The following is a 26,106-nucleotide window of genomic DNA, read 5'->3' as shown; positions in this document are numbered from 1 at the left end:
CAAGCAACGACAGGAGCGCAACGCAATGGATGGGGTGACGAACAAGCCGGACTGCATGGTGTCGGTCCGCGAACGGTTCGGGTTCGATTCGGACCTGATGGTGCCCGCGTTCAGCGCGCGCGACGACCACGTGCCCGATATCGACGACGCATACCGTTTCAACCCTGACGTCACGCTCGCGATCCTCGCCGGCTTCGCGCGCAACCGCCGCGTGCTCGTGCAGGGGATGCACGGCACCGGCAAGTCGACGCATATCGAACAGGTCGCGGCACGGCTGAACTGGCCGTGCGTGCGGGTGAACCTCGACGGCCACATCAGCCGGCTCGATCTCGTCGGCAAGGACGCGATCGTCGTGCGCGACGACCTGCAGGTGACCGAGTTCCAGGAAGGGATCGTGCCGTGGGCGCTGCAGCGGCCCGTCGCGCTGATCTTCGACGAATACGATGCGGGGCGGCCCGACGTGATGTTCGTGATCCAGCGGATTCTCGAACGCGACGGCAAGTTCACGCTGCTCGACCAGAACCGCGTGATCCATCCGCATCCGTCGTTCCGGCTGTTCGCGACCGCGAACACGGTCGGGCTCGGCAACCTGAACGGGCTTTATCACGGCACGCAGATGCTCAACCACGCGCAGATGGACCGCTGGAACGTGGTCGCGACGCTCGACTATTTGCCGCGCGACGAGGAGATCGGCATCGTGCGCGCGCGCGTGCCGGAACTCGCGGATGAAGCCGGCCGCCCGCTGCTCGAATCGATGGTGAGCCTGGCCGAGCTGACGCGCAACGGCTTCGCGACCGGCGACCTGTCGACGCTGATGTCGCCGCGCACGGTGATCAACTGGGCCGAGAACTGCCAGATTTTCCGCGATCCGGCGCTCGCGTTCCGGCTCACGTTCCTGAACAAGTGCGACGACGCCGAGCGGCCGGTCGTCGCCGAGTATTACCAGCGCTGTTTCGGCGAGGAACTGGCGGTGGCGTCGCGTGCCGGCGCGGGCGAGCCGGGAGCAGGGCGGTGAGCGCCGATCGCGACGCCGCGCGCCGCGCGTCGGCGCGCGAAGCGCTGGGCGCGTCGACCGTGCGCGCGCTGACCCGCGATGCGGCGCTGCATTACCGTGCGGGCCGCGTGTGCCGCGACCTGCGGCCGCTGCCGATCCATGCGCCACACCTGCGCGCGCAGGCCGCCGACGACGATCTCGCGTCGTGGCGCGGTGCGGCCGACGGCGCCGCGCTGCGCATCCTGCATTCGGATGCCGAACTGCATCGCGCGTTGTGCGGCAACGATCCCGTGGAACGCGTGCTGTTCGAAATGCTCGAGCAACTGCGCTGCGAGTCGCTCGCGCCACCCGCGATGCGCGGCGTCGTGCAGAACCTGCGTCATCGTTTCGAAACCTGGTCGCGTGCGTTTCACCGGTCGGGGCAGGCCGATACGCATGTCGGGATCCTCGTGTACACGGTGGCGCAGATCGCCTGGTCGCGGCTGACGGGCTGGCCGGTGCTCGAAGAAACGGAAGACCTGATCGAAGCGTCGCGCGCGGCGATCGTGCCCGAGATCGGCGTGCCGCTCGCGGGGATCAAGCGGTGCCGGCCCGATCAGCGCGCATTCGCGGAACACGCGCTGGCGCTCGCGCGCCGCATTGCGGCCATGATCCGCGACGCGCGCGCGGCCGTCGTCGAAACGGCGACGGACGATGCACGCGAGCAGGACGAGGCACTGACGAATTTCTCGCTCTGGGTCGATTTCGACGATACCGGCATCGACCTGCCGGCACTCGTGGAGACGGGCGACAGCGTCGTGCTGCATGGCGGCGACGCGGTCTACCGCGCGTACACGACGCGTTACGACCGCGAACTCCGGCCGGCCGCACAGATCCGCGCGACACTGCTGCGCGAGTATCGCGACCGGCTCGACGGCCAGGTCGCCGCGCAGCGGATCAACGTCACGCGGCTTGCACGCGTGCTGCGCGCGGCGCTCGTCGTGCCGCAGGCCGACGGCTGGTCGTTCGGCGAGGAGCACGGCCGCCTCGACGGCCGCCGGCTCGCACAGCTCGTCAGCTCGCCGGCCGAACGGCGGTTGTTCCGGCTCGAACGCGTGCGGCCGCACGCCGACTGCGCGCTCGCGTTCCTGATCGACTGCTCGGGATCGATGAAGACGTGGATCGACGGCGTCGCGCTGATGGTCGACACGCTGGCCCGCGCGGGCGACGCCGCCGGTCTCGCCACCGAAGTGCTCGGCTTCACGACGCTCGCCTGGAACGGCGGCCGCGCGCGGCAGGACTGGCTCGCGCGCGGCAAGCCGCGCCATCCTGGCAGGCTCAACGAAACCGGCCACCTGGTGTTCAAGGACGCGGACACGCGCTGGCGGCATGCGCGCACGGGCATTGCCGCGCTGTTCAAGGCAGACCTGTTCCGTGAGGGCGTCGACGGCGAGGCGGTCGAATGGGCGTGTGCGCGGCTCGCGGCGCGGCCGGAGGCGCGCAAGATCCTCGTCGTGATCTCGGATGGCAGCCCGATGGACGGCGCGACGGCGCTTGCGAACGATCCGTTCTACCTCGACAACCACCTGAAGCAGGTGGTCGCGCGCCAGGAGGCGGCGGGCCGCGTCGAAGTCCTCGGGCTCGGCGTCGGGCTCGATCTCGGCCCGTACTATCGGCGCCGGCTCGCGATCGACCTAGCGTCGGCGCCGGACATGAAGCGGCTCGTCGAAATCGCGAGCTGGATCGGCGCACGGCGGTGAAGCGGGCACCGTATGCGCGTCGCGGCCGAATGCCGCGCGCAGTGCGGCTCGATGCGGTGCGCGTGGCGCGGCACTACACGCCGCGTAGCAGCGTCGGCAGCGACGTCGCGATCAGCCCGATGCCGATCGCCATCAGCACGCCGAACGCGAGCCGGCGCAACGCGACCGGCGACAGCGGCGGCGGGTAGTGGCGCGCGGCGACCGTCGTCAGCATCACGACCGGCGTCGCGATCGCGGCCAGCAGCCAGATGTCGCGATCGAGCTGGCCTTCGCATGCGCTGTACAGCACACGCGTGGCCGAAGTCGTCGTGAACAGCACGATCAGCGCGCAGCGGATCTGCACGAGCGTCAACGGTTGCCGGTAGAACTGGAAGATCAGCGGCGGCCCCGACACGCCGAACATGCCGCTCAGCAGTCCGCCGAACAGGCCGCTGACGAAGAAGCTGCGGTTGTCCGAGCGCGCCGTGAGCGGCGTCGGGCGCAGCGCCGCGCTCAGGCCGCCGTACAGCACGACCGCGCCGAGGATCAGTTGCAGCAGGTCGGCCGCCGAGCGGCTCAGGCATTCGAGCAGCAGCACGCCGGCGACGACCGACGGCAGGATGCCGAGCGTCGCCGCGCCGACCGCGCGCCAGTCGATGTGATGCAGCCGGCCGGGCAGCGCGGCCGCGCCGTTCGCGAGCGACACGATGCTCATCAGCGTGGCGACGGTGGCGAGCGGCGCAAGCCCGAAGCCGCTCGTCGCGCCCATCACGATCATCCCGAGCCCGAAGCCGGTGACGGTCTGGAAATAGCTGCCGGCGCCGATCACCGCGATCAGGATCGCCAGTTTGTCGGCCGTCATGCGTGCGCGGCCTCGCCGGTCGCGGCGCGCTGCGCGGCCGCCTGCGCCTGCACGGTGGTCGCCGCGATCACGTGATACACGTCGTCGGCGCTGCAGCCGCGCGACAGGTCGTTGGCGGGCCGGCGCAGCCCCTGCAACAGTGGGCCGACGGCCTTCGCACGGCCGATCCGCTCGGCGAGCTTGTAGCCGATGTTGCCGGCTTCGAGGCTCGGGAACACGAGTACGTTGGCATGGCCGCCCACCTGCGAATGCGTGATCTTGCGCTCGGCGATCTCCGCGACGATCGCCGCATCGAGCTGCACGTCGCCGTCGATCGCGAGGGTGGGGCGCCGTTCGCGCACGCGCGCCGTCGCGGCCGTCACCTTGTCGACGGCCGCATGATGCGCGCTGCCGCTGGTCGAGAACGACAGCATCGCGACGCGCGGCGCCTCGCCGAGCAGCGCGTGCGCGCTGTCGGCGGCGGCCATCGCGATTTCGGCGAGTTGATCGGCATCCGGATCGACGACGAGCGCGCAGTCGGAGAAGATCAGCCCGCCCTTGATCGTGTGGAACGGCTCGCACAGCATCATCAGGAAGAAACTCGACACGATCCGGAACGCCGGATCGACGCCGATCAGCTGGATCGCCGCGCGCACGACGTCAGCCGTCGCATGCACGGCGCCCGCGACCGAGCCGTCCGCGTCGCCGAGCCGTACCATCAGGTTCGCGCAGGTCAACGGGTCGCGCGCGGCGTCGCGTGCTGCGTCGGCGGTCATGCCTTTTTTGGCGCGCAGCGCATGCAACGCGTCGGCATACGCATCGCGTTGCGGGGCGGTAGCCGGATCGACGAGCGTCATGCCGTTGAGGTCGATCGCGTCGCGCGCGGCCGCCGCGTGGATGGCCGCACGGTCGCCGACGAGCACGATGCGGGCGATGCCGTCACGCGTTGCGCGTGCGGCGGCCTGCAGCACGCGCGGATCGTCGGCTTCGCACAACGCGATGCGCATCGGCTGGCGGCGCGCGGATTCGAGAATGCGGTCGAGGGCTTTCATCGGGAATTCGAAGTAAAAAAGGCCGGATGCGGCGGCCCGCACGGGGCACGGCGTCCGGCCGGGTTCAGGCCGCGCGGCGATGCGCGCGGCCTGAAGCGTTTGCGTCAGCGACGCGGCATCACACGTAGTCCTTGTACTTGTCGAGCATGCGCACCGGCTTCGACAGCGCATCGCGGCGGAACGGATCGCCGAGTTCGCGCGTGCACATGATCTCGATGATCGTGGTCTTGCCTTCGTTCATCTGCATGTCGATCGCACGCTTGAGCGCGGGGCCGACGTCCTCGAGGCGGTCGACCGTGATCCCTTCGGCGCCCATCGCACGCGCGATCGCCGCGAAGCTCTGGTTGTCGAGTTCGCCCGCGACGAAACGACGGTTGTAGAAGTCGACCTGGTTCTTCTTCTCCGCACCCCATTGACGGTTGTGGAACACGACGGCCGTGACCGGGATGTTGTGGCGCACGCAGGTCATCGTTTCCATCAGGCTCATGCCCCACGCGCCGTCGCCCGCATACGACACGGCCGGACGGTGCGGTGCGGCGACCTTCGCGCCGATGATCGTCGGGAATGCATAACCGCAGTTGCCCCAGCTCATCGCCGCGAAGAAGCTGCGCGGCTTGTTGAAGCGCAGGTAGCTGTTCGCGACCGAGTTGATGTTGCCGATGTCGGTCGACACCATCACGTCCTCGGGCATCGCTTTTTCAAGCTCGCGCAGCACCTGGCGCGGATGCAGGTACTGGCCGCCGCTGAACGGCTTCTCGTGCTTCTGCTCGTCGATCATGTCGAGGCTGTATGCGTCGCGCTCGTGGGTCCAGTCGTCGAGTTCCTTTTCCCACGCGGCCTTCTCGGTCGCGATCTGGTCGGCGCGATCGCCGCGCGAGCCGTCGCACGCGAGCGTGCGGCCTTCAAGGCGCTGCGTGAGCGCGATGGCCGCGGCCTTTGCATCGCCGCAGATGCCGACCGAGATCTTTTTCACGAGGCCGAGCATCTTGTGGTCGGCGTCGATCTGGATGATCTTCGCGTCCTTCGGCCAGTAGTCCATCCCGTGCTGCGGCAGCGTGCCGAACGGCCCGAGGCGCGAGCCGAGCGCGATCACGACGTCCGCGCGCGACAGCAGTTTCATCGCGGCCTTCGAGCCCTGGTAGCCGAGCGGGCCGCACCACAGCGGATGGTTCGCCGGGAACGAGTCGTTGTGCAGGTAGCTGTTGACGACCGGTGCGCCGAGCCGTTCGGCGAGCGCCTTGCATTCCTCGATCGCGTCGGCCATCACGACGCCGCCGCCCGAGATGATCACCGGGAACTTCGCCTGCGCGATCAGCGCGGCCGCGTCGTCCAGGCTCTGTTCGCCGCCGGCGCCGCGATCGAGCCGGCGCGGTTGCGGAATCTCGACCTTGACCTTGCCGTAGAAGTAGTCGCGCGGGATGTTCAGTTGCGTCGGGCCCATCTCGGCCTGCGCGCGGTCGAAGCAGCGCGCGGTGAATTCGGCCATCCGCGCCGGGTGCGTGACGTGGCCCTGGTACTTCGTGAATTCCTGGAACATCGGCAGCTGGTTCGCTTCCTGGAAGCCGCCGAGGCCGATGCCCATCGTGCCGGCTTCCGGCGTGACGATCACGACCGGGCTATGCGCCCAGTACGCGGCCGCGATCGCCGTCACGCAGTTGCTGATGCCGGGGCCGTTCTGGCCGATCACGACGCCGTGGCGGCCCGACACGCGTGCATAGCCGTCGGCCATGTGGCCCGCGCCCTGTTCGTGCACGACCGGGATCAGGCGGATGCCGGCCGGCGCGAAGATGTCCATCGCATCCATGAACGCGGAGCCCATGATGCCGAACATGTCGGTCACGCCGTTGGCCGCGAGGGTCTCGACGAAGGCTTCGGACGGCGTCATGTCCTGCGGGCCGCTGGTCGATGCACGCAGGGAAGTGGATTGTTCGCTCATGGGTTGTCTCCGATTGTTCAATTAACGGAACGTCTTGTTCCAGATGCTATTTGCTGGGGAAAGCCGGTCAAGCCATTCCGCCCGCTGGCGGGAAATGTGGAATGAAATGAAATGATTCGTTTCAAAATGCGTGCGGGGTACGGTGGCCCCGGGTGGTGCGCTTCAGGCCGGTTGCTTCGGCCGTTCCTTGCGGAAGGCGCGCTTGACGGCGATCAGCCCGTCGCGGAATTCGAACAGGTCGCAGCCTTCGGCCTCGATGCGCCAGCCTTCGGCGTGCGTGCCGGTGAACACCCATTCGGATACGCCGCGCTCGCCTGCGATGGTGTGACGGCCGTGACCCCAGTGCGCGTCGGGGAAGGTCTTGAACACGGCTTCGAACGCGGCGCGCACGGCGTCGCGGCCGACGAAACGCGTGCCGTGGATGTCGGGGCCGCCGGCTGCGTCGAATACGCAGTCCTCGGTCATGAAGCCCATCAGCGCATTCGCGTCATGCCGGTTGAATGCGTCGGAAAACGCCGCGAGCGTGGCGGCCGTGACGGGGGCGGTGAGCGTGTCGGACATAACGTGTCTCCTGTCGAATGATGGGCGGTGCGCAAGGCGCTGGCGCGCATGCGGCACGCGGTATCGACACGTTAGTGAGCGCTCGTTTTTGGCGGTAGCGCCAGTTCGAGGGATTCGGTTGGGCCAGCGGGGGACGCCGGCCCGGTTCACGCGGTCACGGGGTTTCCGGTTTGGCGGGGCGTACTGCCTGATCCGATTTCGTGCCGCCTCGCATGACGGGACGGCGAATCAGGTTGGTGGGAGTGGCGTGCCGGGAAAGGGCGGAGGAGGGATTCGACCGGGATCGGGAGCGAACCCGCATCGATACGGCCGATTTCACGTCGCCTGATACGGTCAGGCAGAAGGAGTTCGGGGGCACATCGCCGCGCGCGACGTACCCCCGCCGTTCATGCGGCCATCACGACGCCGCCATGCCGATACCGAACACGTGCATCTTGCCGGCGCTGACCTGCCGCGGCAGCACGATGCTCGTCACCACCTTGCCGGGCGGCACGGGAATCTTCTGCGCGAAGATGTAGGTCTTGACGTTGTCCTGCTGGCCGTTGCCGGCATTGCGGTAGGCCATCGTGACGGCCACCGTCGAGCTCGGGTTCGCGCTGCCGCCGTTCAGGGTCCAGTCGTCGAAGGTCAGTGTGACGGCCTGGCTCGACCCGTCCGCGAAGTTCAGCTGCGCGGTGCCGCTGCTCGGGCCGTTGTTGGCCGAACCGAGCACCACGACACCGGTGCCGGCCGATCCGGGCGGCAGCATCACGGTCTGGCCGACGGTCACGGTGTTGTCGAGCGAGAGCGGCCCGCCTGCCACCGTCACGCTGGCGCCGGCCACCGCGAACGGCTTGCCCGGCTGCACGCCCGCCGCGCCCAGCGCATTGATCGAGTAGCTGAACAGGCTGCCGTCGAAGTCCGCGCCCTGGCCGTCGGTATTGGTTGCACCGTCCGTGCTGAAGCCGCGGTTGTTGTAGCTGTCGGCCGCGTTGACCGCCACCGGCACGCCGAACGACGGCGGCTGGGTCTGCGCGCCCCATTGCGACGGTGCGCTGCCCATCGCGAAGTGCAGCGTCGCACCATTGGCGATGTCGTCGTACGCGACCCATGCGGCAGGGTGGGCACGGCCGTTGATCGACAGCGACTGCACATAGTTCGAGGCCGGCGCGCCCTCGGCACGGATCCGCCAGGTGCGGCCGTTGCCGAGCCGCACGTCGATCTGCGGGAACTGCGGGCTGCCGATCGCCAGGCCCGCCACGCCGGGGATCTGCGGGTACAGGCCCAGCGCGCCCCACACGTACCAGCCCGACACGGCGCCGAGGTCGTCGTTGCCCGGCAGGCCGTCGGGGCCGGTGCCGAACGCGCTGGCGAGGATCTGCTGCACCACGCGCTGCGTGCCCGACGGTTGTGCGGCCCAGTTGTAGAGCCACGGTACCTCGAAGGTCGGCTCGTTGCCCATGTAGAAATTCGGCAGGCTCATGCCGGCATTGAGCACCGTGAAGAACTGGTCGAGCCGCGACGTCACGGTCGTATTGCCGCCCAGCTGCGCGAACAGGCCGGCCGCGTTGTACGGCACCATCCACGTGTACTGTTCGGCGTTGCCCTCCACGTAGTTGTCGCCGCTGCTCGGCGTTTCGGGTATCCACGCGCCGTTCGATTGCCGCGCCGCGATCAGCGGCGGCGTCAGCGCGGTATTGAGCAGGTTCTGCCAGTAGGCCGAGCGGCTCAGCAGCATGCGTTGCGTGGCGGTATCGCCGAGTGCGCCGGCAAAGCGCGAGATCGCGAAGTCGCTGCTGGTGTATTCGAGCGTCGACGAAGCCTGGCCCCACTCGCCGCCGGTGATGTAGCCGCCCTGCAGGTAGCTCGCGCGGCCGCCGTTGGTGGTCACGTTGTTGCACGCGGTGCCGGGGATGTTCGCCATCTTCACCATGTGCTGCAGCGCGGCGCGCGTATCGAAGCGCCGGGCGCCGAATGCATAGGCACTCGAAACGATCAGCGAGCCGGCATCGCCCGGCATCACGCCGTCCTCGACGTTGTCGTTGACCCAGTGCGGAATCGCGCCGCACTGGTCGGCGTCGTTGATCAGCGACTGGATCATGTCGCTGGTTTCGGACGGGTTGAGGATCGACTTCAGCTGGATTAGCGAGCGGTAGATGTCCCAGCCCGAGAACGATGAATACTGCGCCTTCTGGCCGTTGGCGACCTGATGCACGGTATTGTCGAAGCCGATGTACTGGCCGTTCACGTCGCTGAAGGTACTGGGCGCCCACAGCGCGTGATAGAGCGCCGTGTAGAACTTCTTTTTCGCGTCGAGCGTGCCGCCCGCCACGCGGATCGCGTTGAGGCGGTCGTTCCAGGTGCGGTCTGCCTGCGTGCGCACGCCCTCGAAATCCCAGCCGCGATTTTCCGCGTCGAGGTTGGCCTTTGCGTTGGCGACGCTGACGTACGAAATGCCGATCTTCATCCTGACTGCCTGGCCGGGGCTGAAGCCGAGCTGGGCCACGCCATGCGAAATCGACGCCGACGTGAAGGCCTGGTCGAACGCGGCATAGAAGTAGACAGGTACCGGCACCGAGTTGCCGCAGAAGCCGCCGCCGATCGTGCTGCCCGAGATGGCGCTGTCGGAAACCTGCGTGATCGCGCCGGTAGTCGAGGTCTTCGTATTGGTGCGTGTCGCGTCGAGCACCAGCAGCGCGGGTTTGCCGGCCGGATAGGTGAACCGGCCGAAGCCGGTGCGCAGGGTGGCGGTCAGTTCCACCTTGATCTGCGAATCGAGCAGGACCGAATAGTAGCCGGGCCGGGCCGTTTCGTTCGCATGACTGAAGGTTGGGACGAGCTGCGTCGCGTCGGTGGTCGGCATGACCGGGAATTCGCCGTTGTTGCCGCTGCAGCCGGCACCCGGCATGTGCGTGACGCTGAAACCCTGGATCGAGTGGATGTCGTAGTAGTAGCCGGCCGGCGAGTTCGGCTCCTTGCTGTCGTTCGGCGCCGGCGTCGTGTTGGTGTCGGGCGCCCATTGCACCATGCCCGACGGCAGCCCGGCGGCCGGCACGACGCTGCCGGCCTGTCCTGCCGGCACCGGGTTCGGCGAATTGCTCGCGAGTGTGCCGATCAGCGGGTCGACATACTGTGTCAACGACAGGCTGCGGTTGTCGTCGAGATGGGTCGTGTCGGCCGCATCGGCCGAGGATTGCGCCGGATGTGCGGCCAGTATCGATGCCGCTGTTCCGTCGCTGCCGTCACCGCCACCGCACCCGCTCAACGCGCACGCCGCGGCGAGCAACGCCGCAAGCGTCGTGAATCGATTCATGATCGCCCCCTCCAGTCGGAGATGCATCTTTTGCCTTGACGATCCCGACGATCGAATCCCGGGATCGCTGTGGGTTGTTGCTGTCGTGTTGCGTCGTAACACTAGAATTCGTATGAATTCGCTGTCAATCCGAATAACGGATTTGTAATGTTTTTATTAGATTTACTAAACGAATGGAAACGATGAGGCGACGTTGGCGCCTTATTGGCGGGGAGACTCGGAGGGCGAGTGGCGAGCGCAGTGCGCTTCGACAAGGAGAGCAACAACGTGCCGATCGAATCGATGCATGTAGCGTGCTCGTGTGAAGGCGGCCGGTACTCGATAGGCAGTCCGCAGGCGCGGGGCCGCAAGTTGCCCCGCAGGGCAGATCGATCGTTACGATGGGCATCTGCGCGTGTCGCGCGGGAGCGACTCGCGCGACACCGACGGCATGCTTCCGGTGCAACGATAGTCGAAATCGTTGCCGGAATGCGTGATTGTGCACGAGGCACGAGACGTGAGGCACGAGGCACGAGACGCGAGGCACGAGGCGCGAGGCACGAGGCGCGAGGCACGAGGCGCGAGGCACGAGGCGCGAGGCGCGAGACGCGAGACGCGAGGCACGAGGCACGAGGCACGACGCACGACGCACGACGCACGACGCACGAGGCACGACGCACGAGGCACGAGACGCGAGGCACGAGACGCGAGACGCGAGGCACGAGGCGCGAGGCACGAGGCGCGAGACGCGAGGCACGAGGCACGAGACGCGAGGGCGGCCGCGCGATCCGCTGCGCGACACCTGTCCGCATCCGCTCAGGCGCCCGGCTTCTGCGCCCGCATGCATTCCGCCAGCGCCCGCACGCCGGGCTCGATCCGTTCGAGCGGGATCGCCGAGAACCCCATCCGGAAGCAGCGGCGCGCGTCGCCCGCGTCCTCCATGAAGAACACGTTCCCCGGCTCGATGAGGATGCCGGCCTCCTGCGCGTCGGTCGCGAGGCGCGTGGCATCGAGCCACGGCGGCCCCTCGACCCAGCACGACGCGCCGCCCGTCACGGGCACGTAGCGTGCTTCCGGCAGATGTGCATCGAGCGCGGCCATCAACGCCTGCGAGCGCTCGCTGTACGCATGCGCGAGCCGGCGCAGCAGCGCGTCGTGATGGCCCAGCGCGAGAAAGGTCGCGAACGCGCGCTGGATGTACGCGACCGGATGGCGCACCATCAGCCGCCGCAGCGCGCGCAACTCGCGGATCAGCTCGCGCGGCCCGACCACGTAGCCGAGCCGCAGCCCCGGCGCGAACGTCTTCGACAGGCTGCCGACGTAGATCACGCGATCGGCCGTGTCGAGGCTCTTCAGAGCCGGATGCGGGGTACCGGAGAACGTGTTCTCGCTTTCGTAGTCGTCCTCGATGATCACGAAATCGTGCTGCTGCGCGCAATCGAGCAGCGCGCGGCGGCGTTCGACCGGCATCGTCGCGGTGGTCGGGCACTGGTGGCTCGGCGTCACGTACACGTAGTCGCAGCGCGACAGCGTATCGCCAAGCGTGTCGGGTGCGATCCCTTGGCCGTCGACGGGCAGCGGCAGCAGCCGCGCGTTGCGGTTCTCGAAGATGTTGCGCGCGTCGGGATAGCCGGGATTCTCGAAGCCGACCGTCGTGTGCTTGCCGCACAGCAGGTCCGCGATCAGGTACAGCGCCTGCTGGCAGCCGTTCGTGACGACGATCTCGTCTGGCATCGCGAACACGCCGCGCCGCGGCAGCACGCGCGTGCGGATCTGCTGAATCAGCGATTCGTCGTCGCGCTCGATCAGGTCGGGCGCCCAGTTGCGGATCTCCATCACCGACAGCGCCTTCAGGCAGCATTCGCGCCAGTCGTTGGTCGGAAACAGCGACTGGTCGAACTGCCCGTAGATGAACGGAAATTCGTAGTGCTGCCAGTTCGCGGGCTTCACGATGTTGCGCTGCTTCGACGGCGGATGCGCGATGCGCTTCTCCCACGCGGGGCGGCCCGGCGTGTCATTGTCGTCCGGCTTCTCGCCGGGCTTGGCGGTTGCGAAGCCGGGCACGCCCTCCAGCATCTTCGGGTTCACGAAGTGCCCGCTGCGTTCGCGCGAGATCAGATAACCCTCTTCGACGAGCATCTGGTACGCGAGCACGACGGTGTTGCGCGCGACGCCGAGCTGGTCGGCGAGCTCGCGGCTCGACGGCAGCGCGGCATCGGGTGCGAGCTGGCCGTCCAGGATCGCGGCCACGAGCATCCGCCGGATCTGGTCCTGCAGGCTCGACGCCGACGACCGCCGGAACTGCTGGGCCCATAGGGCGGTCGGGGTACGACTCGGCATGCTTCCTCCTGTGATCGGTACGGGAAACGCGAGGCGGTGCGTGTGGTGTGCACGCGGCCTGCGAGAGGCGCGGCGTCGCGAGAATACGCGCGTCGCGCCGCGGATGTGGACTCAATGAAAGGTGTCGTCTGGCACTACTGCGCGCCGACGTGGCAAGACGATACTCAACTCGTCGCCCCTGGACGATCCGGATAACTCCCCGGTACGCGGGCGCAGGAGGGCGTGCGCGCATCGCGTTCGCCTGCATCGTGATGCGGAGAAGGGGGCGCCATGCATGTCGTCGTGTTCAGGGATCGCTGCGAGCGCGTGATTCGTATCGTGTTCGACGATGTGCGTGCGACGGCGGTCGCGTATCGCGACGACGAGGCGATCGGCGAACTCGGTATCGACGGCGGCGCCGGTGCCGCGCGATCGCCGTCGCTCACGCGGCTGTACGTCGAACCCGCCTACCGGCGCAGCGGCATCGCGCACACGCTGCTGGCATGTGCATCGCGCGAATTCGGGCGGCCGATTCGCATCGATGCCCGCGCGCGTGAATGGCCCGATACGCCGGCATGGGCGACGCTGTGCCGCTGCCTCGAATACGAAGGGCTGGTCGTGGTGCGCTAGCGCGCGCCGCGACACCCGATAGCGTGGCGACGATCACGCAGCACGATAACGGAGACGACATGAGCACGGTCCTGAAGCCGATTCCCGCATCCGACGTGCGGCACGAAGCGTTGCGCATCGACGGGCAGCGCGTGTGGCGCGACGCAGTGATCGACGTGCGCAACCCGTACGACGGTTCGCTGGTCGGCACCGTGCCGAAGGCGACGCTGGACGACGTGCGGCGCGCGTTCGCGGCCGCGCGTGCCTACCGGCCGACGCTCACGCGCCACGATCGCGCGGCGATCCTGCGCCGTGCGGCCGACATCGTGCGCGCGCGCACCGCCGAGATCGCGGCGCTGATCACGGCCGAGGCCGGGTTGTGCATCAAGGATTCGACGTACGAAGCGGGCCGCGTGGCCGACGTGCTGACGTTCGGCGCCGGCGAAGTGCTGAAGGACGATGGGCAGATCTTCTCGTGCGACCTGACACCGCACGGCAAGAAGCGCCGCGTGTATACGCAGCGCGACCCGCTGCTCGGCGTGATTTCCGCGATCACGCCGTTCAACCACCCGATGAACCAGGTCGCACACAAGATCGTGCCGTCGGTCGCGACCAACAACCGGATCGTCGTGAAGCCTTCGGAGAAGGTGCCGCTGTCGTGTTACCTGTTCGCAGACATCCTGTACGAAGCCGGCCTGCCGCCGCAGATGTTGCAGGTGATCACCGGCGACCCGAAGGAGATCGCCGACGAGCTGATCACGAACCCGGCGATCGACCTGATCACGTTCACAGGCGGCGTATCGATCGGCAAGTCGATCGCGTCGCGGATGGGCTACCGGCGCGCGGTGCTCGAACTCGGCGGCAACGATCCGATCATCGTGATGGAAGACGCCGATCTCGACGAAGCGAGCACGCTCGCGGTGTCGGGTTCATACAAGAACTCGGGGCAGCGCTGCACCGCGATCAAGCGGATGCTCGTGCACGAGTCGGTGGCCGATCGCTTCACCGAGCTGGTTGTCGAAAAAACGCGCGCGTGGTCGTACGGCAATCCGTCCGATCCATCGGTCGACATGGGCACCGTGATCGACGAGGCCGCCGCGAAGTTCTGCGAGCAGCAGGTGAACGATGCGATTTCGCGCGGTGCGAGGCTGCTGGTCGGCAACGTACGTAACGGCGCACTGTATTCGCCGACGGTGATCGATCGCGTGACGCCCGACATGCCGCTCGTGAAGTACGAGACGTTCGGCCCCGTGTCGCCGATCATGCGATTCAGCGACATCGACGAAGCGATCCGGATGTCGAACAGCACCGACTATGCGCTATCGTCGTCGGTGTGCACGAACCGCTTCGACCACATCACGCGTTTCATCACCGAGCTGGAAGTCGGCAGCGTGAACGTGCGCGAAGTGCCGGGCTATCGGCTCGAAGTCACGCCGTTCGGCGGCATGAAGGATTCGGGGCTGGGCTACAAGGAAGGCGTGCAGGAAGCGATGAAGAGCTTCACGAACGTGAAGACGTATTCGCTACCGTGGTGAGCGCGGCAGGGAAGGGCGTACCGCGCCCTCCCGCCGCGAACCGCATTACTGATAGAAGTTGAGCGTGACCATCGCCGAACGGCCCGGCGCCCACGTCGCGTAGATCGGATACGCGCTCGCGTAATACTTCTTGTCGAACAGGTTCTGCACGTTCAGTTGAACGTCCATCGTCTTGTTCACGCGCCACGTCGCGGCCGCGTCGAAGCGTGCATAGCCGGGCGTCCATTTCTTCGTCGTCGCGGATACCGACGCATAGGTCTGGCTCATCACCGTCGCACCGGCGCCGAGCGTGAGCTTCGGCATCACGTCGTAGCTCGTCCACAGCGTGAAGTTGTGCTTCGGCACCATCACCATCGGCAGGCCCGATGCGCCCGGGCTGCCGGGGCCCGCGTCGGTCGTGATCGCGTTCAGGTACGAGTAGCCGCCGAACACGTGCCACTTCGGCGTCATGTTGCCCGCGAAACCGAATTCGAAACCGCGCACGCGCTGCTTGCCCGCGTTGACCGTGTGACCGAGGCCGTCGCTCACGCGCGCGTTGGTCTTTTCGGTCTGGAACAGCGCGGAGGTCAGCGACAGCTGATCCTGCAGCACGTCCCACTTCGCGCCGATCTCGATGTTGCGCGAGCGCTCGGGCGCGAGATCCTGGTTCGTCGCGGTGATCTGGTCGGTGCCGCCGCCGAGGCCGCCGTTCGAGCCAGGCGGGTTCGACGACGTGCCGTACGACGCGTACAGGCTCACGTTGGTCACCGGCTTGAACACGAGGCCGAACTGGTAGCTGAACAGGTTCGACGTGTTCGACAGGTCGGCGACGCCGGCCTGCTTGCCGGTCGTGTCGTAGCGGTCGAAGCGCAGGCCCGTGTTGAACTGCCAGCGCTCGGACAGCTTTACGGTATCGAAGATGTACGCGGAAACCGTATCGGTGCGCGTGTTCGTCGTCGCACCGGGGAAGCCCTTGTCGCCGTTCAGCACGATGTTGCCGGTCCACGGCATGTTCGGGTTCCAGCCGCCCGCGAGCGGCGTGCAGTTGCCGGCCACCGAGCACGGGCCGCCCGAGCGAATGTTGTTGCCGGCCGAATCCGACACCAGGTAGCCCTCGTAACGTGCCTGCTCATGGCTGAACTCGACGCCGGCCGTCATCGTGTGCTTCATGCCGAACAGGCTCGCGCTGCCGGTCACTTCGGTCTGGTTCGAGAAGCCGTTGAGCGCGTACTTGCCGCTCTTCGCCTGCAGGCTCAGCAGGTTCGGGTTCGACGCGAGGATCTGCGGATTCGTCGCGACGTAATCGAGCGTCGAGCGGCCGAACATCGTCGTGTTCTTCAGCTTCCAGTCGTCGTTGAGCTTGTGCTCGACGCGCACTTCGGCGGTGTCGGTTTGCCCGTAGCGGTAGTCGCGCGTGTTCAGCCCGAAGAACTGGCCACGATCGGTCGGCACCGGCGTGCCGCCCGACGCGCGGAACGGCACGCTGAAGTCCGGCATGTCGTACGAGTTCATGTGGTAGTAGCTGACCGTGACCGTGGTCGGCGTGTTCAGCCCGAACACGATCGACGGCGCGACCCCCCAGCGCTTGTTGTACACGTCGTTGCGGCCGGCCTGGTTCGCGTCGTGACCCATCACGTTCAGGCGCACGGCCGTCGTGTCGTTGATCTTGTGGTTCGCGTCGACGGTCGCGCGCTTGTAGCCGTCGGTGCCGAAACCGATGCTGCTGTTGATGAAGTTGTCGTTCTTCGGCGTCTTCGTGACGATGTCGATGCTGCCGCCCACCGAGCCGCGGCCCGCATAGACCGAATCGGGGCCCTTGATCACGCTGATCTGCTCGACCGCGAACGTTTCGCGGTTCTGCAGCCCCGAATCGCGCATCCCGTCGACGGAGATCGAGTTGCGCGATTCGAAGCCGCGGATCACCGGACGGTCGGCCGACGGGTTCGCGGCCGCATCGCCGCCGAGGAACGTGATGCCCGGCACCGAGCGCAGCGCGTCCGCGAACGACGTGACGTTCTTTTCCTTGATCAGTTGCTCGGGGATCACCGTGACCGAACGCGGCGTGTCGAGCAGCGGCGCGGTGAACTTGTACGACGGCGAACGCTTCACCTGCATGTCCGATGGAGCAGACGACTGGATCGTGATCGTCGGCAGCGTCGCCTGCACGTCGGCGGACGGGGCCGGCTGGTCGGTAACGGGGGCGGGAGCAGGGGCGGTTTCGGCGGAGGCGAGCAGCGGCGTCAGGAAAACGGAGCAGGTCAGCGCCGATACGAGGGCGCGAGGCCTCGTCTTGAACTGGGCGGGCATATCGAGAGGCAGCAGAAGGTTCGGTGAGCGGGTGCGTTTTCTCGATGCCGGCCAGGTAGCGCGGAACATCGGAAAACGTCAATGTAAATGCGTATGATTCGCGTTTGCGGTCGCAATTGTACGGATTGGTACCAATTCTGTAAACGATCGAATGGTTTTTGTACTAATTCGGTCAGGTGTTCGTGGGGGCACGATTGCCTTTGCGTCGCGTGCAACACCGCTTTCCATCGCCCGGCCGGTGTGCGGCGGCGGTGACTCGATACACTGCCGTACCGGTTGGACGGGCCCCGGCAGCCAGGCCCCGAGCAAGGAGACAACACACGATGGACACCCCACGCGCAGCAGTCGTCACGTACCGCGGCGATGCAATCGAGAACACGCACGTCGCCCATGTGGCGGTGGTCGATGCACGCGGCAGGCTGCTGGCCCGGTTCGGCGATCCGTTCCGGATGACGCTCGCGCGATCGGCGGCCAAGCCGGCGCAGGCGCTGTCGGTGATCGAGACGGGCGCACCCGAACGCTTCGGCTTCGACGATGCGGACATCGCGCTGATGTGTGCGTCGCACAGCAGCGAGGATCGGCACATCGAACGCACGCGCGCGATGCTCGCAAAAGTCGCCGCGCACGAATCGGACCTGCGTTGCGGCGGCCATCCGCCGTTGTCCGACGCGGTGTACCGCGCGTGGATCAAGCGCGACTACACGCCGACCGGCGTGTGCAGCAACTGTTCGGGCAAGCACGTCGGGATGCTGGCCGGTGCGCAGGCGATCGGCGCCGCGATCGCCGATTACCATCTGCCCGAGCATCCGATGCAGGTGCGCGTGAAGCAGGTGGTGGCCGATGCGTGCGGGCTGCGCGACGATGAAGTGGGCTGGGCGATCGACGGGTGCAACCTGCCGACGCCGGCGTTTGCGCTGGATCGGCTCGCGCGTCTCTACGCATCGCTGGCCGACGGCGCGGATACGGTGGAGGCGGGCGGTGACGCAATCAGCGATCGCGTGCGCGCGCTGGCGCGCATTCATCGTGCGATGACCGCCTATCCGGAGCTGGTGGCCGGCGACGGGCGCTATTGCACGGTGCTGATGAACGCATTCGACGGGCAGGTGGTCGGCAAGCTCGGCGCCGATGCGTGCTACGGGATCGGCGTGCGTGCGTCGGCGCGCACGCGGCAGCTTGGCGCCGATGGCGCGCTCGGCATCTCGGTGAAGATCGAAGACGGCAATCTCGACGTGCTGTACATGGTCGTCAGCGAACTCCTCGAGCGGCTGCGGATCGGCACGGCCGAGCAGCGCGCGCACCTGGCCGGCTTCCATCGGCCGCCGATGCTCAACACGCAGGGCGTCGAGATCGGGCACGCCACGTTCCCGTTCGAGTTGCAGCCGGCCTGAGCGGTGCGGATGCGCCGCTGCCGCCGGCCCGCGACCCGGGCCGTGCGCGGCGGCGTGCGGATGCCTGCCGGCTGGTGCGGGCGTGGGCGCGGGCGCTACGCGCTTGCGCCGCGAATCTTCGTCAGTTCCAGCGCCGACAGCTCGCCGATGTGCGCGAGGTGTTCCGCGAGAAAGTCCTTCAGGACGCGCAGCTTCGCCGAGCTGCGCCGGTTCGCCAGATACGCGATGTAGATGTATTCGCCCGTCAGCCGGTTCTGCAGCCGGTAGCGCGGCAGCACGGCTTCGAGCCGCCCGCTCGCGAGCAAGTCGCGCACCAGCCAGATCTCGAACTCCGCGATGCCGAGCCCCGCGCAGGTCGCTTCGAGCAGCAGCTCCGAATGATCGGTGACGAGGTTGCCGGCCGGCAGCAGGCTGTGATGCGCGTCGCCTTTCACGAGATCCCAGCGCGGATCGCCTTCGGGGTGCACGTAGCGCAGGCAGTTGTGTTGCTTGAGATCGTCCGGCGTGGACGGGCGCCCGCAGCGGTCGAGATAGCCGGGCGTCGCGCACAGGATGCTGTCGTTGCGCGACAGGCGGTGAACGACGAGGTTGTCCAGGTAGTTCTCGCCTTCGTGAATGTCGAGATCGAAACCGCCGGCCACGAGGTCGTTGTGGTTGTCGGTGAGCCGCACGTCGAGCTGGATCGTCGGGTAGCGCGCGAGAAACGGTGCGACCAGCGGGGCGAGATGGCGGCGGCCGAACGCAACCGGCGCGGTGAGCTTCAGCGGGCCGCTCGGCTGCGCGTTCAGCTCGGCGACGACGCGCAGCGTATCGTCGAGATCGGCGATCAGCGTGACCGCGCGTTCCAGGTAGATGTGGCCGGCTTCGGTCAGCGTGACGCTGTGCGTCGAGCGGTGCAGCAGCGCGACGCCGAGCGCCTCCTCGATCGCCGTGACCTTGCGCGCGACCGTCGACGTCGACACGTGCATCTCCTTCGCGACCGCCGAAAAACTCCCCGTTTCGACCACTTTCACGAACGCGCGCATCGCACCCATGTGATCGATGCCGGTTTCTCTCGCGCTTTTCTTCATTCGATTCTCGCTGTTGCGTCCCACGCAAAACCGCTTTCGATAATACAGATTCGAGCTTGTTTTTGCAAAGGCATAGAATGCGAACCCGTCGCGTCGGGAAGCGACGGACGACGAGCGGCACGAGACATTCAGGAGGGCACGATGACAGAAAACGGCTTCCGCGTCGAAGCGGATCTTTTAGGTAAACGAAGTATTCCGGATGATGCCTATTACGGCGTCCATACGCTGCGCGCGAAAGAGAATTTCGACATCTCGGGGCGCACGATCGCGTCGCTGCCGTACCTCGTGATGGCGCTCGCCGCCGTGAAGGAGGCCGCGGCCGACGCGAACTGCGAGCTCGGGCTGCTGCCGCAGTCGTACCGCGATGCGATCGCCGCCGCATGCGTCGAGATTCGCGAAGGGCGCCTGCATGACCAGTTCGTCGTCGACGTGATCCAGGGCGGGGCCGGCACGTCGACCAACATGAACGCGAACGAGGTGATCTGCAACCGCGCGCTCGAACTCATGGGGCACGCGCGCGGGCAGTACGAATACCTGCATCCGAACGAACACGTCAATCTCGCGCAGAGCACCAACGACGTCTATCCGACCGCGATCCGGGTCGCGACCTGCTTCGCGGTCGAGCACCTGCTCGAAGCGATGGCGCGCCTGCGCGATGCGTTCGCGGAGCGGGCCGACGCGTTCTCCGGCTTGCTGAAGCTCGGCCGCACGCAATTGCAGGACGCGGTGCCGATGACGCTCGGCCAGGAATTCTCGACCTACGCGGTGATGCTGACGGAAGACATTGCGCGCCTGCAGGAAGCCGGCTGGCTGATTCGCGAGATCAACCTCGGCGCGACCGCGATCGGCACGGGGATCACCGCGCATCCGCAGTACGCGGAGAAGGCGCTGGCGGCACTGCGGCGCATTACCGGGCTCGACCTGAGCACCGCGCCGAACCTGATCGAAGCGACGCAGGATTGCGGCGCGTTCGTGCAGGTCTCGGGGGTGCTCAAGCGGATCGCCGTGAAGCTGTCGAAGATCTGCAACGACCTGCGGCTGCTGTCGAGCGGCCCGCGCGCGGGGTTCGGCGAGATCAACCTGCCGCCGGTGCAGGCCGGCTCGTCGATCATGCCCGGCAAGGTGAATCCGGTGATCCCGGAAGTCGTCAACCAGGTCGCGTTCGAGGTGTTCGGCAACGACCTGACCGTGACCTTCGCCGCCGAGGCCGGACAGCTCCAGCTCAACGCGTTCGAGCCGGTGATCGCCAGCGCGCTGTTCCGCAGCTTCAGCCATCTGACGGCCGCCTGTACGACGCTTGCGCAGCGCTGCGTGAGCGGAATCACCGCGAATCCCGAGCGGCTGCGCGAAACGATGGAGCGCTCGGTCGCGCTCGCGACCGCGCTGAATCCGTACATCGGCTACAAGCGCGCGACCGACGTGGCGGCCGAAGCGCACGCGACCGGCAAGTCGATTCGCGAGGTCGTGCTGGAGCGCGAATGGATGACCGATGCGCAGGTCGACGAGGCGCTTCGGCCCGAAGCGCTGATCCGGCCGCGCGTGCTTTGACGCCGGCCGCGGGGCGCCGGCGCATGCCGTGAGCGCCCCGCGCGCCGTCATTCCAAGAGCGCCCCCGCGCGGGGCGCGACACATCAAGAAACAACGGAGACTCACGATGAAACACAACAGCGAGCGCCCGGCCGGTCCGGCCGGCGGCGCGGATTCCCGTCATGCCGACCCCGATGCGATGTTCGCGTCGCACGAAGCCGGTTACGCGAAGCAGTTGAAGCCGCGGCACGTGCAGATGATCGCGATGGGCGGCGCGATCGGCACCGGCCTCTTTCTCGGTGCGGGTGGCCGCCTGCAGAGCGCGGGGCCCGCGCTCGCGATCGTGTATCTCGTCTGCGGCGTGTTCGCGTTCCTGATCATGCGCGCGCTCGGCGAGCTCGTGATGCACCGGCCGACCAGCGGCAGCTTCGTGTCGTACGCGCGGGAGTTCATGGGCGAGCGCGCATCGTTCGTCGCGGGCTGGATGTACTACCTGAACTGGGCGACGACCGGCATCGTCGACATCACGGCGGTCGCGATCTACATGAAGTACTGGGCCGTGTTCACGGACGTGCCGCAGTGGGTGTTCGCGCTCGGTGCGCTCGGGATCGTGTCGGTGATGAACATGATCGGCGTGAAGGTGTTCGGCGAGATGGAGTTCTGGTTCTCGCTCGTCAAGGTGGGGACGCTCGCGGTGTTCCTCGCGGTGGGCGCCGTGTTCCTCGCGAGCGGCCATCCGGTCGCCGGCCAGATGCCGGGGCTTCATCTCGTCGCGGATCACGGCGGGATCTTTCCGCACGGCATCCTGCCGGCCGTGCTGATCGTGCAGGGTGTCGTGTTCGCGTACGCGAGCATCGAGCTCGTCGGCGTCGCGGCGGGCGAGACGGCCGATGCGCGCAAGGTGTTGCCGAAAGCCATCAACAGCGTGATGTGGCGCATTGCGCTGTTCTATGTCGGCTCCGTCGTGCTGTTGACGATGCTGCTGCCGTGGACGGCGTACAGCTCGCACGAAAGCCCGTTCGTCACGTTCTTCAGCAAGCTCGGCGTGCCGTACGTCGGTACGGTGATGAACGTCGTGGTGTTGACGGCCGCGCTGTCGAGCCTGAACTCCGGCCTCTATTCGACCGGGCGCGTGCTGCGTTCGCTCGCGATGGGCGGATCGGCGCCGCGCTTCGTGTCGCGGATGAACGCACGCGGCGTGCCGTACGGCGGGATCCTGATCACGGTCGCGATCAATGCGATCGGCGTGCCGTTGAACTACATCGTGCCGGCCCAGGCGTTCGAGATCGTGCTGAACATGGCGTCGCTCGGGATCATCACGACGTGGGGCTTCATCGTCATGTGCCAGATCCTGTTCCGCCGCGCGGTCGATCGCGGCGAGCTGAAGGCCGTGTCGTTCCGGATGCCCGGCGCGCCGTTCACGTCGTGGCTCACGCTGGCCTTCCTCGTCGGCGTGCTGGTGCTGATGGCGTTCGACTATCCGGGCGGCACGTGGACCATCGCGACGATTCCGGTTGTCGTGCTCGCGCTGGTGGTCGGCTGGAAGCTGGCCAAGCGCGGCGCCGATCGGGAGCTGGCGGTGGATGCACGTGCGTCCGCGGGGGGCGCTGTCGCCGATCCGGCGCGGGGCGCTTGAGGGTACGCGCGGGCGTGCCGGCCCGTGTGCGGCCGGCGCGCCGGTGCGGTCAGTTCAAGCCGGCGCGTTCGCCGATCCAGCGGCCGAAATTGCGGGCCATCTCCGCGGTCAGTTCGTGGCCGGCCTCGTACAGCCGCGTATCGTGTGCGACGCCGAGCGCCGTGAGCTTCGCATCGGCGGTCTCGGCCCACGAGACGGGCAGCTTGTCGTCGAAACGGCCGTGCACGATCAACGCGTGGAGCGGGCGAAGCGCATCGCGCGGCGCGATCAGCGGATCGATTTCAGGCAGGATGCGCCCGCACAGCACGGCGAACGCGCTGACATCGTCCGGCGACGTAAGGCCGACGCCCGCGCTCATGATGCCGCCCTGGCTGAAGCCGGCGATCACGGTCGGCAATGCGGAGTCCGCGTCATCGCGGGCGCGGAAGGCACGCAGCAGCGTGATCAGCTGGATGCGGCTTTCGTCCGCGCGGGCCGCGTCGATTTCGGGGCCGTTCGGGCCGAAACGCACCGGAAACCACGCGTGCTGGTTGGGCCCGAACGTGAGCGGACCGCGCAGGAACGCGATTTCGATGCGCGGATCGATGACGCCGGCCACGTTCAGCAGGTTGGTTTCGTTGCCGCCGACGCCATGCAGCAGCAACAGGCGGGCAACGGGGCGGCCGGCAGCCGGGCGCAGCCGGTATTCGAGGCCCGATTCGGGGTCGGTGGTCAGCGGCAGGACGTCGGTCATTGCGTGAATCCGGGATGAGAAGCGATGCGACAGTCTAGAGCGTGCGGGCGGGGAGGTGAATCGCCGGTGTGCGATTGATTGTTTCCTGATGGGAATGAATCCGGTCACGGTTCATGTCGGGGACAGATCGTCAATGTCGAACGCACGGAGCAGGCCGAAGGCACGGGCATCCGCGGAAAACCGGCCGATCGGACGGCTCGTCATCCATTCGAGCGCGTCCCTGGGCTGCAAGTCGAAGACTGGCTCGCCGTGCCGCGCGAAGGCTGACCGCATTGCGGTCATGCAGCGACCGGTGCGGAATCCCGCCCGCCGAATCCCGCTCGCTACGCGCTCGCGGTCCGGCCCGCGAGCGCTGCCCGTTTCGCGCTACCGCAGCCGGATGATCGTCGACTTCAGCTCCGTGTATTTCTCCAGCGCGTGCAGCGAGTTGTCACGCCCGTTGCCCGACTCCTTGAAGCCGCCGAACGGGAAGTTCATGTCGTCGGTTTCCTCGTAGCCGTTCACCCACACCGTACCGGCCCGCAGCCGGCGTGCGGTTTCGTGCGCGGTCGTCAAGTTTGCTGTCCACACCGAAGCCGCGAGCCCGTAGCGCGTGTCGTTGGCGAGCGCGATGGCCGTATCGAGATCGTCGAAAGTCGTGACCGCGAGCACGGGCCCGAAGATTTCCTCGCGTACGATCCGCGCGTCGGCGCGCGGGCAGTCGAATACGGTCGGCTCGACGTACTGGCCGCCGCTCGCGGTACGCGCACGCTTGCCGCCCGCCAGCAGCGTCGCCTCGTCGCGGCCGGCCTCGACATAACCGAGCACGCGCTCGACCTGCGCCGCGTCGATCAGGCTGCCCATCCGCGTGTCGGGCGACAGCGGGTCGCCAGGTGCGTATTCGGGCGCGATCTCGAGCACGCGCGCGACCAACGCGTCGCGGATCGCGCGGTGGACCAGCAGGCGCGAGCCGGCCGTGCACATCTGCCCGGTGTTGTAGAACACCGCATGCGCGACGGTGCGTGCCGCGCGGTCGAGGTCGGGGCAGTCGGGCAGCACGATCTGCGGCGACTTGCCGCCGAGTTCGAGCCACACGCGCTTCAGGTTCGAATCGGCCGCGCAGCGCGCGACCTTGTGGCCGACCGCGGTCGAGCCGGTAAACGCGATGCAGTCCACGTCCGGATGGCGCGCGAGCGCTTCGCCCGCGTCGCCGAAGCCCGGCAGCACGTTGAGCACGCCGGCCGGCAACCCGGCCTGCGCCGCGAGCGCGGCGAGCCGCAGCGCACTCAGCGGCGATTTCTCCGACGGCTTCAGCACGACACTGTTGCCGGCCGCGAGCGCGGGCGCGCATTTCCACATCGCGATCATCGCGGGGAAATTCCACGGCACGACCGCGGCGACCACGCCGATCGGCTCGCGCGTGACGAGCCCGACGAGATGCGCGTCGGCCGGCACGACTTCGCCGCCGGTCTTGTCGATCGCTTCCGCGAACCACTCGGCGCAATACGCGGTGGACGGAATGTCGACCGCGGTCGTATCGGCGATCGGCTTGCCGGTGTCGAGCGTTTCGAGCAGCGCGAGATCGTCCGCGTGCTCGCGGATCAGCGCGGCCCAGCGCAGCAGTACGCGCTTGCGTTCGCGCGGCGTCGCGCCGCGCCATGCGCCGTGCTCGAACGCACGCCGCGCGGCCGCGACCGCGAGGTCGGCGTCGGCCTGCCGGCAATGCGCGACCTGGGCGAGCACGCGGCCGTCGATCGGGCTCGTGCATGCGAAGGTCGCACCGTCGTGTGCGTCGCGGAACGCGCCGTCCACAAAGGCGCGCGATTCGATTTCGAGTTGGCCGGCGCGCGTGCGCCAGGCGTCGTTCGTCTGCATGGAAGGCTCCGTCTTGGTTCAGCGTGAAGCGGGGGCGGGGCGGCGGATCGCGATTGCGCGGCCCGCATGAGGTTCGTGCGGTGCGCGTGCGTGTTCGGCGTGAATCGCGTCGAGATGCCGGCGCATCGTGTCGGGAAACGGCGCGGAACGCTTCGCGCGCATGTCGACGTGCGTCAGCAGTTGCTCGCCGGTCGCGAGCTGCGCGCCGGTCGTCGCGTGATGCATCGAATGGAACACGTGCAGGCGCCGGTCGTCGACATCGAGCAGACGCAGCGTCAGCCTGAGCGGTTCGCCGAGCATCGCTTCTCCCAGGTGACGGATGTGCGTCTCCGCCGAATAGATCGAGCGGCCGGATTCGCGATAGTCGTCGTCGATGCCGAAGTAGCGGAAGAACGCGTCGCTGCTGTCGCCGAACACGAGCAGATAGCACGATTCGCTCATGTGGCCGTTGTAGTCGACCCATTCGGGCTGCACGGTGCAGCGGTGCAGTTCGAGCGGCGTCGCGATCGGCGCGGCGGGGTCGTACGGGCGAGACTTCTGTCCTTCGTAGGCCGAGCGCAGGCGCGGCTCGGCGGCGGGGCTGAGGTGGTGCGTCATCCGGTGCACTCCGAGGTTCGGAACGGGCCCGCATGTCGTCCGCGGGGCTGCCGGCCGATGTTATGACGGGTTGAACGTTTTTTCAATAAAGATATCGCCGATGCGTGTAAACACCGGTGCCGATCGACACCTCAATCGATTGAACATTCATTCAACGAAACCTATACTCGCCAGCGCCG

At 67.4% G+C, this 26,106-nt stretch carries 18 protein-coding genes; 7 read left to right on the top strand and 11 right to left on the bottom strand.

The features are described 5' to 3' along the window. Positions 1 to 25: 25 nt before the first annotated feature. Together ACPTTF_RS26940 and ACPTTF_RS26935 are read left to right on the top strand one after the other, a co-directional pair. A complete protein-coding gene (locus ACPTTF_RS26940; RefSeq protein ID WP_423368920.1) occupies positions 26 to 1,015 on the top strand; it encodes an AAA family ATPase in 990 nt (329 codons plus the stop codon). Continuing rightward, positions 1,012 to 2,733, top strand: a complete 1,722-nt coding sequence (locus tag ACPTTF_RS26935) for a cobaltochelatase CobT-related protein (protein ID WP_423368919.1) — start codon at positions 1,012 to 1,014, stop codon at positions 2,731 to 2,733. The genes ACPTTF_RS26940 and ACPTTF_RS26935 overlap by 4 nt, the downstream gene beginning before the upstream one ends. Before the next feature lie 73 nt (positions 2,734 to 2,806). Here the strand turns inward: ACPTTF_RS26935 and ACPTTF_RS26930 are convergent, their stop codons facing one another. From ACPTTF_RS26930 to ACPTTF_RS26905, 6 genes are all read right to left on the bottom strand, one after another. Next, the gene (locus ACPTTF_RS26930; protein ID WP_423368918.1) at positions 2,807 to 3,574 is read right to left on the bottom strand and encodes a sulfite exporter TauE/SafE family protein; all 768 of its coding nucleotides are present in this window, start codon (positions 3,572 to 3,574) and stop codon (positions 2,807 to 2,809) included. Then, positions 3,571 to 4,605, bottom strand: coding sequence for a phosphate acetyltransferase (gene pta / locus ACPTTF_RS26925; RefSeq protein ID WP_423368917.1), 1,035 nt, complete (start codon positions 4,603 to 4,605; stop codon positions 3,571 to 3,573). The genes ACPTTF_RS26930 and pta overlap by 4 nt, the downstream gene beginning before the upstream one ends. 118 nt (positions 4,606 to 4,723) lie before the next feature. After that, positions 4,724 to 6,541: a sulfoacetaldehyde acetyltransferase gene (gene xsc, locus ACPTTF_RS26920; RefSeq protein ID WP_423368916.1), complete on the bottom strand. Its 1,818-nt coding sequence runs from the start codon at positions 6,539 to 6,541 to the stop codon at positions 4,724 to 4,726. 162 nt (positions 6,542 to 6,703) lie between these two features. Next, positions 6,704 to 7,102, bottom strand: a complete 399-nt coding sequence (locus tag ACPTTF_RS26915; RefSeq protein WP_423368915.1) for a nuclear transport factor 2 family protein — start codon at positions 7,100 to 7,102, stop codon at positions 6,704 to 6,706. Positions 7,103 to 7,499: 397 nt separating this feature from the next. Further along, positions 7,500 to 10,394, bottom strand: coding sequence for a GH92 family glycosyl hydrolase (locus ACPTTF_RS26910; RefSeq protein ID WP_423368914.1), 2,895 nt, complete (start codon positions 10,392 to 10,394; stop codon positions 7,500 to 7,502). Between the two features lie 795 nt (positions 10,395 to 11,189). Continuing rightward, positions 11,190 to 12,713 (bottom strand): PLP-dependent aminotransferase family protein, encoded by a 1,524-nt coding sequence (locus ACPTTF_RS26905; protein ID WP_423368913.1) that lies wholly within the window; start codon positions 12,711 to 12,713, stop codon positions 11,190 to 11,192. A 270-nt stretch (positions 12,714 to 12,983) separates the two neighbouring features. Here ACPTTF_RS26905 and ACPTTF_RS26900 point away from each other — a divergent pair, with 270 nt between their 5' ends. Both ACPTTF_RS26900 and phnY read left to right on the top strand, forming a co-directional pair. After that, positions 12,984 to 13,322: a GNAT family N-acetyltransferase gene (locus tag ACPTTF_RS26900; protein WP_166953414.1), complete on the top strand. Its 339-nt coding sequence runs from the start codon at positions 12,984 to 12,986 to the stop codon at positions 13,320 to 13,322. A 59-nt stretch (positions 13,323 to 13,381) separates the two neighbouring features. Next, positions 13,382 to 14,836: a phosphonoacetaldehyde dehydrogenase gene (gene phnY / locus ACPTTF_RS26895; RefSeq protein WP_423368912.1), complete on the top strand. Its 1,455-nt coding sequence runs from the start codon at positions 13,382 to 13,384 to the stop codon at positions 14,834 to 14,836. 45 nt (positions 14,837 to 14,881) lie between these two features. Here phnY and ACPTTF_RS26890 read toward each other — a convergent pair whose 3' ends face one another. Continuing rightward, on the bottom strand, positions 14,882 to 17,122 hold the full coding sequence (locus ACPTTF_RS26890) for a TonB-dependent receptor (RefSeq protein WP_423368911.1): 2,241 nt from the start codon (positions 17,120 to 17,122) through the stop codon (positions 14,882 to 14,884). Positions 17,123 to 17,445: 323 nt separating this feature from the next. On the opposite strand from ACPTTF_RS26890, the gene ACPTTF_RS26885 reads away from it, so the two are divergent. Then, positions 17,446 to 18,510: an asparaginase gene (locus tag ACPTTF_RS26885; protein ID WP_423368910.1), complete on the top strand. Its 1,065-nt coding sequence runs from the start codon at positions 17,446 to 17,448 to the stop codon at positions 18,508 to 18,510. Between the two features lie 95 nt (positions 18,511 to 18,605). On the opposite strand, the gene ACPTTF_RS26880 is transcribed toward ACPTTF_RS26885, so the two are convergent. Then, a complete protein-coding gene (locus ACPTTF_RS26880) occupies positions 18,606 to 19,580 on the bottom strand; it encodes a LysR family transcriptional regulator (protein ID WP_166953405.1) in 975 nt (324 codons plus the stop codon). 141 nt (positions 19,581 to 19,721) lie between these two features. Between ACPTTF_RS26880 and ACPTTF_RS26875 the strand changes: the two genes are divergently transcribed. Continuing rightward, a complete protein-coding gene (locus tag ACPTTF_RS26875) occupies positions 19,722 to 21,128 on the top strand; it encodes an aspartate ammonia-lyase (protein WP_423368909.1) in 1,407 nt (468 codons plus the stop codon). Positions 21,129 to 21,234: 106 nt separating this feature from the next. Then, on the top strand, positions 21,235 to 22,743 hold the full coding sequence (locus ACPTTF_RS26870) for an amino acid permease (RefSeq protein ID WP_423368908.1): 1,509 nt from the start codon (positions 21,235 to 21,237) through the stop codon (positions 22,741 to 22,743). 49 nt (positions 22,744 to 22,792) lie between these two features. Here ACPTTF_RS26870 and ACPTTF_RS26865 read toward each other — a convergent pair whose 3' ends face one another. The 3 genes from ACPTTF_RS26865 to ACPTTF_RS26855 all read right to left on the bottom strand — a co-directional run bounded on the left by ACPTTF_RS26865 (position 22,793) and on the right by ACPTTF_RS26855 (position 25,927). Then, on the bottom strand, positions 22,793 to 23,476 hold the full coding sequence (locus tag ACPTTF_RS26865; RefSeq protein ID WP_423369888.1) for an alpha/beta hydrolase: 684 nt from the start codon (positions 23,474 to 23,476) through the stop codon (positions 22,793 to 22,795). Between the two features lie 366 nt (positions 23,477 to 23,842). Continuing rightward, positions 23,843 to 25,330 carry an aldehyde dehydrogenase gene (locus ACPTTF_RS26860; RefSeq protein ID WP_423368907.1) on the bottom strand — a complete coding sequence of 496 codons (1,488 nt, stop codon included), beginning with the start codon at positions 25,328 to 25,330 and terminating at the stop codon, positions 23,843 to 23,845. Positions 25,331 to 25,348: 18 nt separating this feature from the next. Further along, positions 25,349 to 25,927 carry a thioesterase family protein gene (locus tag ACPTTF_RS26855; protein WP_423368906.1) on the bottom strand — a complete coding sequence of 193 codons (579 nt, stop codon included), beginning with the start codon at positions 25,925 to 25,927 and terminating at the stop codon, positions 25,349 to 25,351. Between the last annotated feature and the right edge of the window lie 179 nt (positions 25,928 to 26,106).

The sequence above is a fragment of the Burkholderia crassaminum genome, from assembly GCF_964265005.1.
In the GTDB taxonomy this organism is placed as follows: Bacteria; Pseudomonadota; Gammaproteobacteria; order Burkholderiales; family Burkholderiaceae; genus Burkholderia.
The sequence above is the reverse complement of the archived record's forward strand: the minus strand, read 5'-3'. Positions and strand labels throughout refer to the sequence as shown.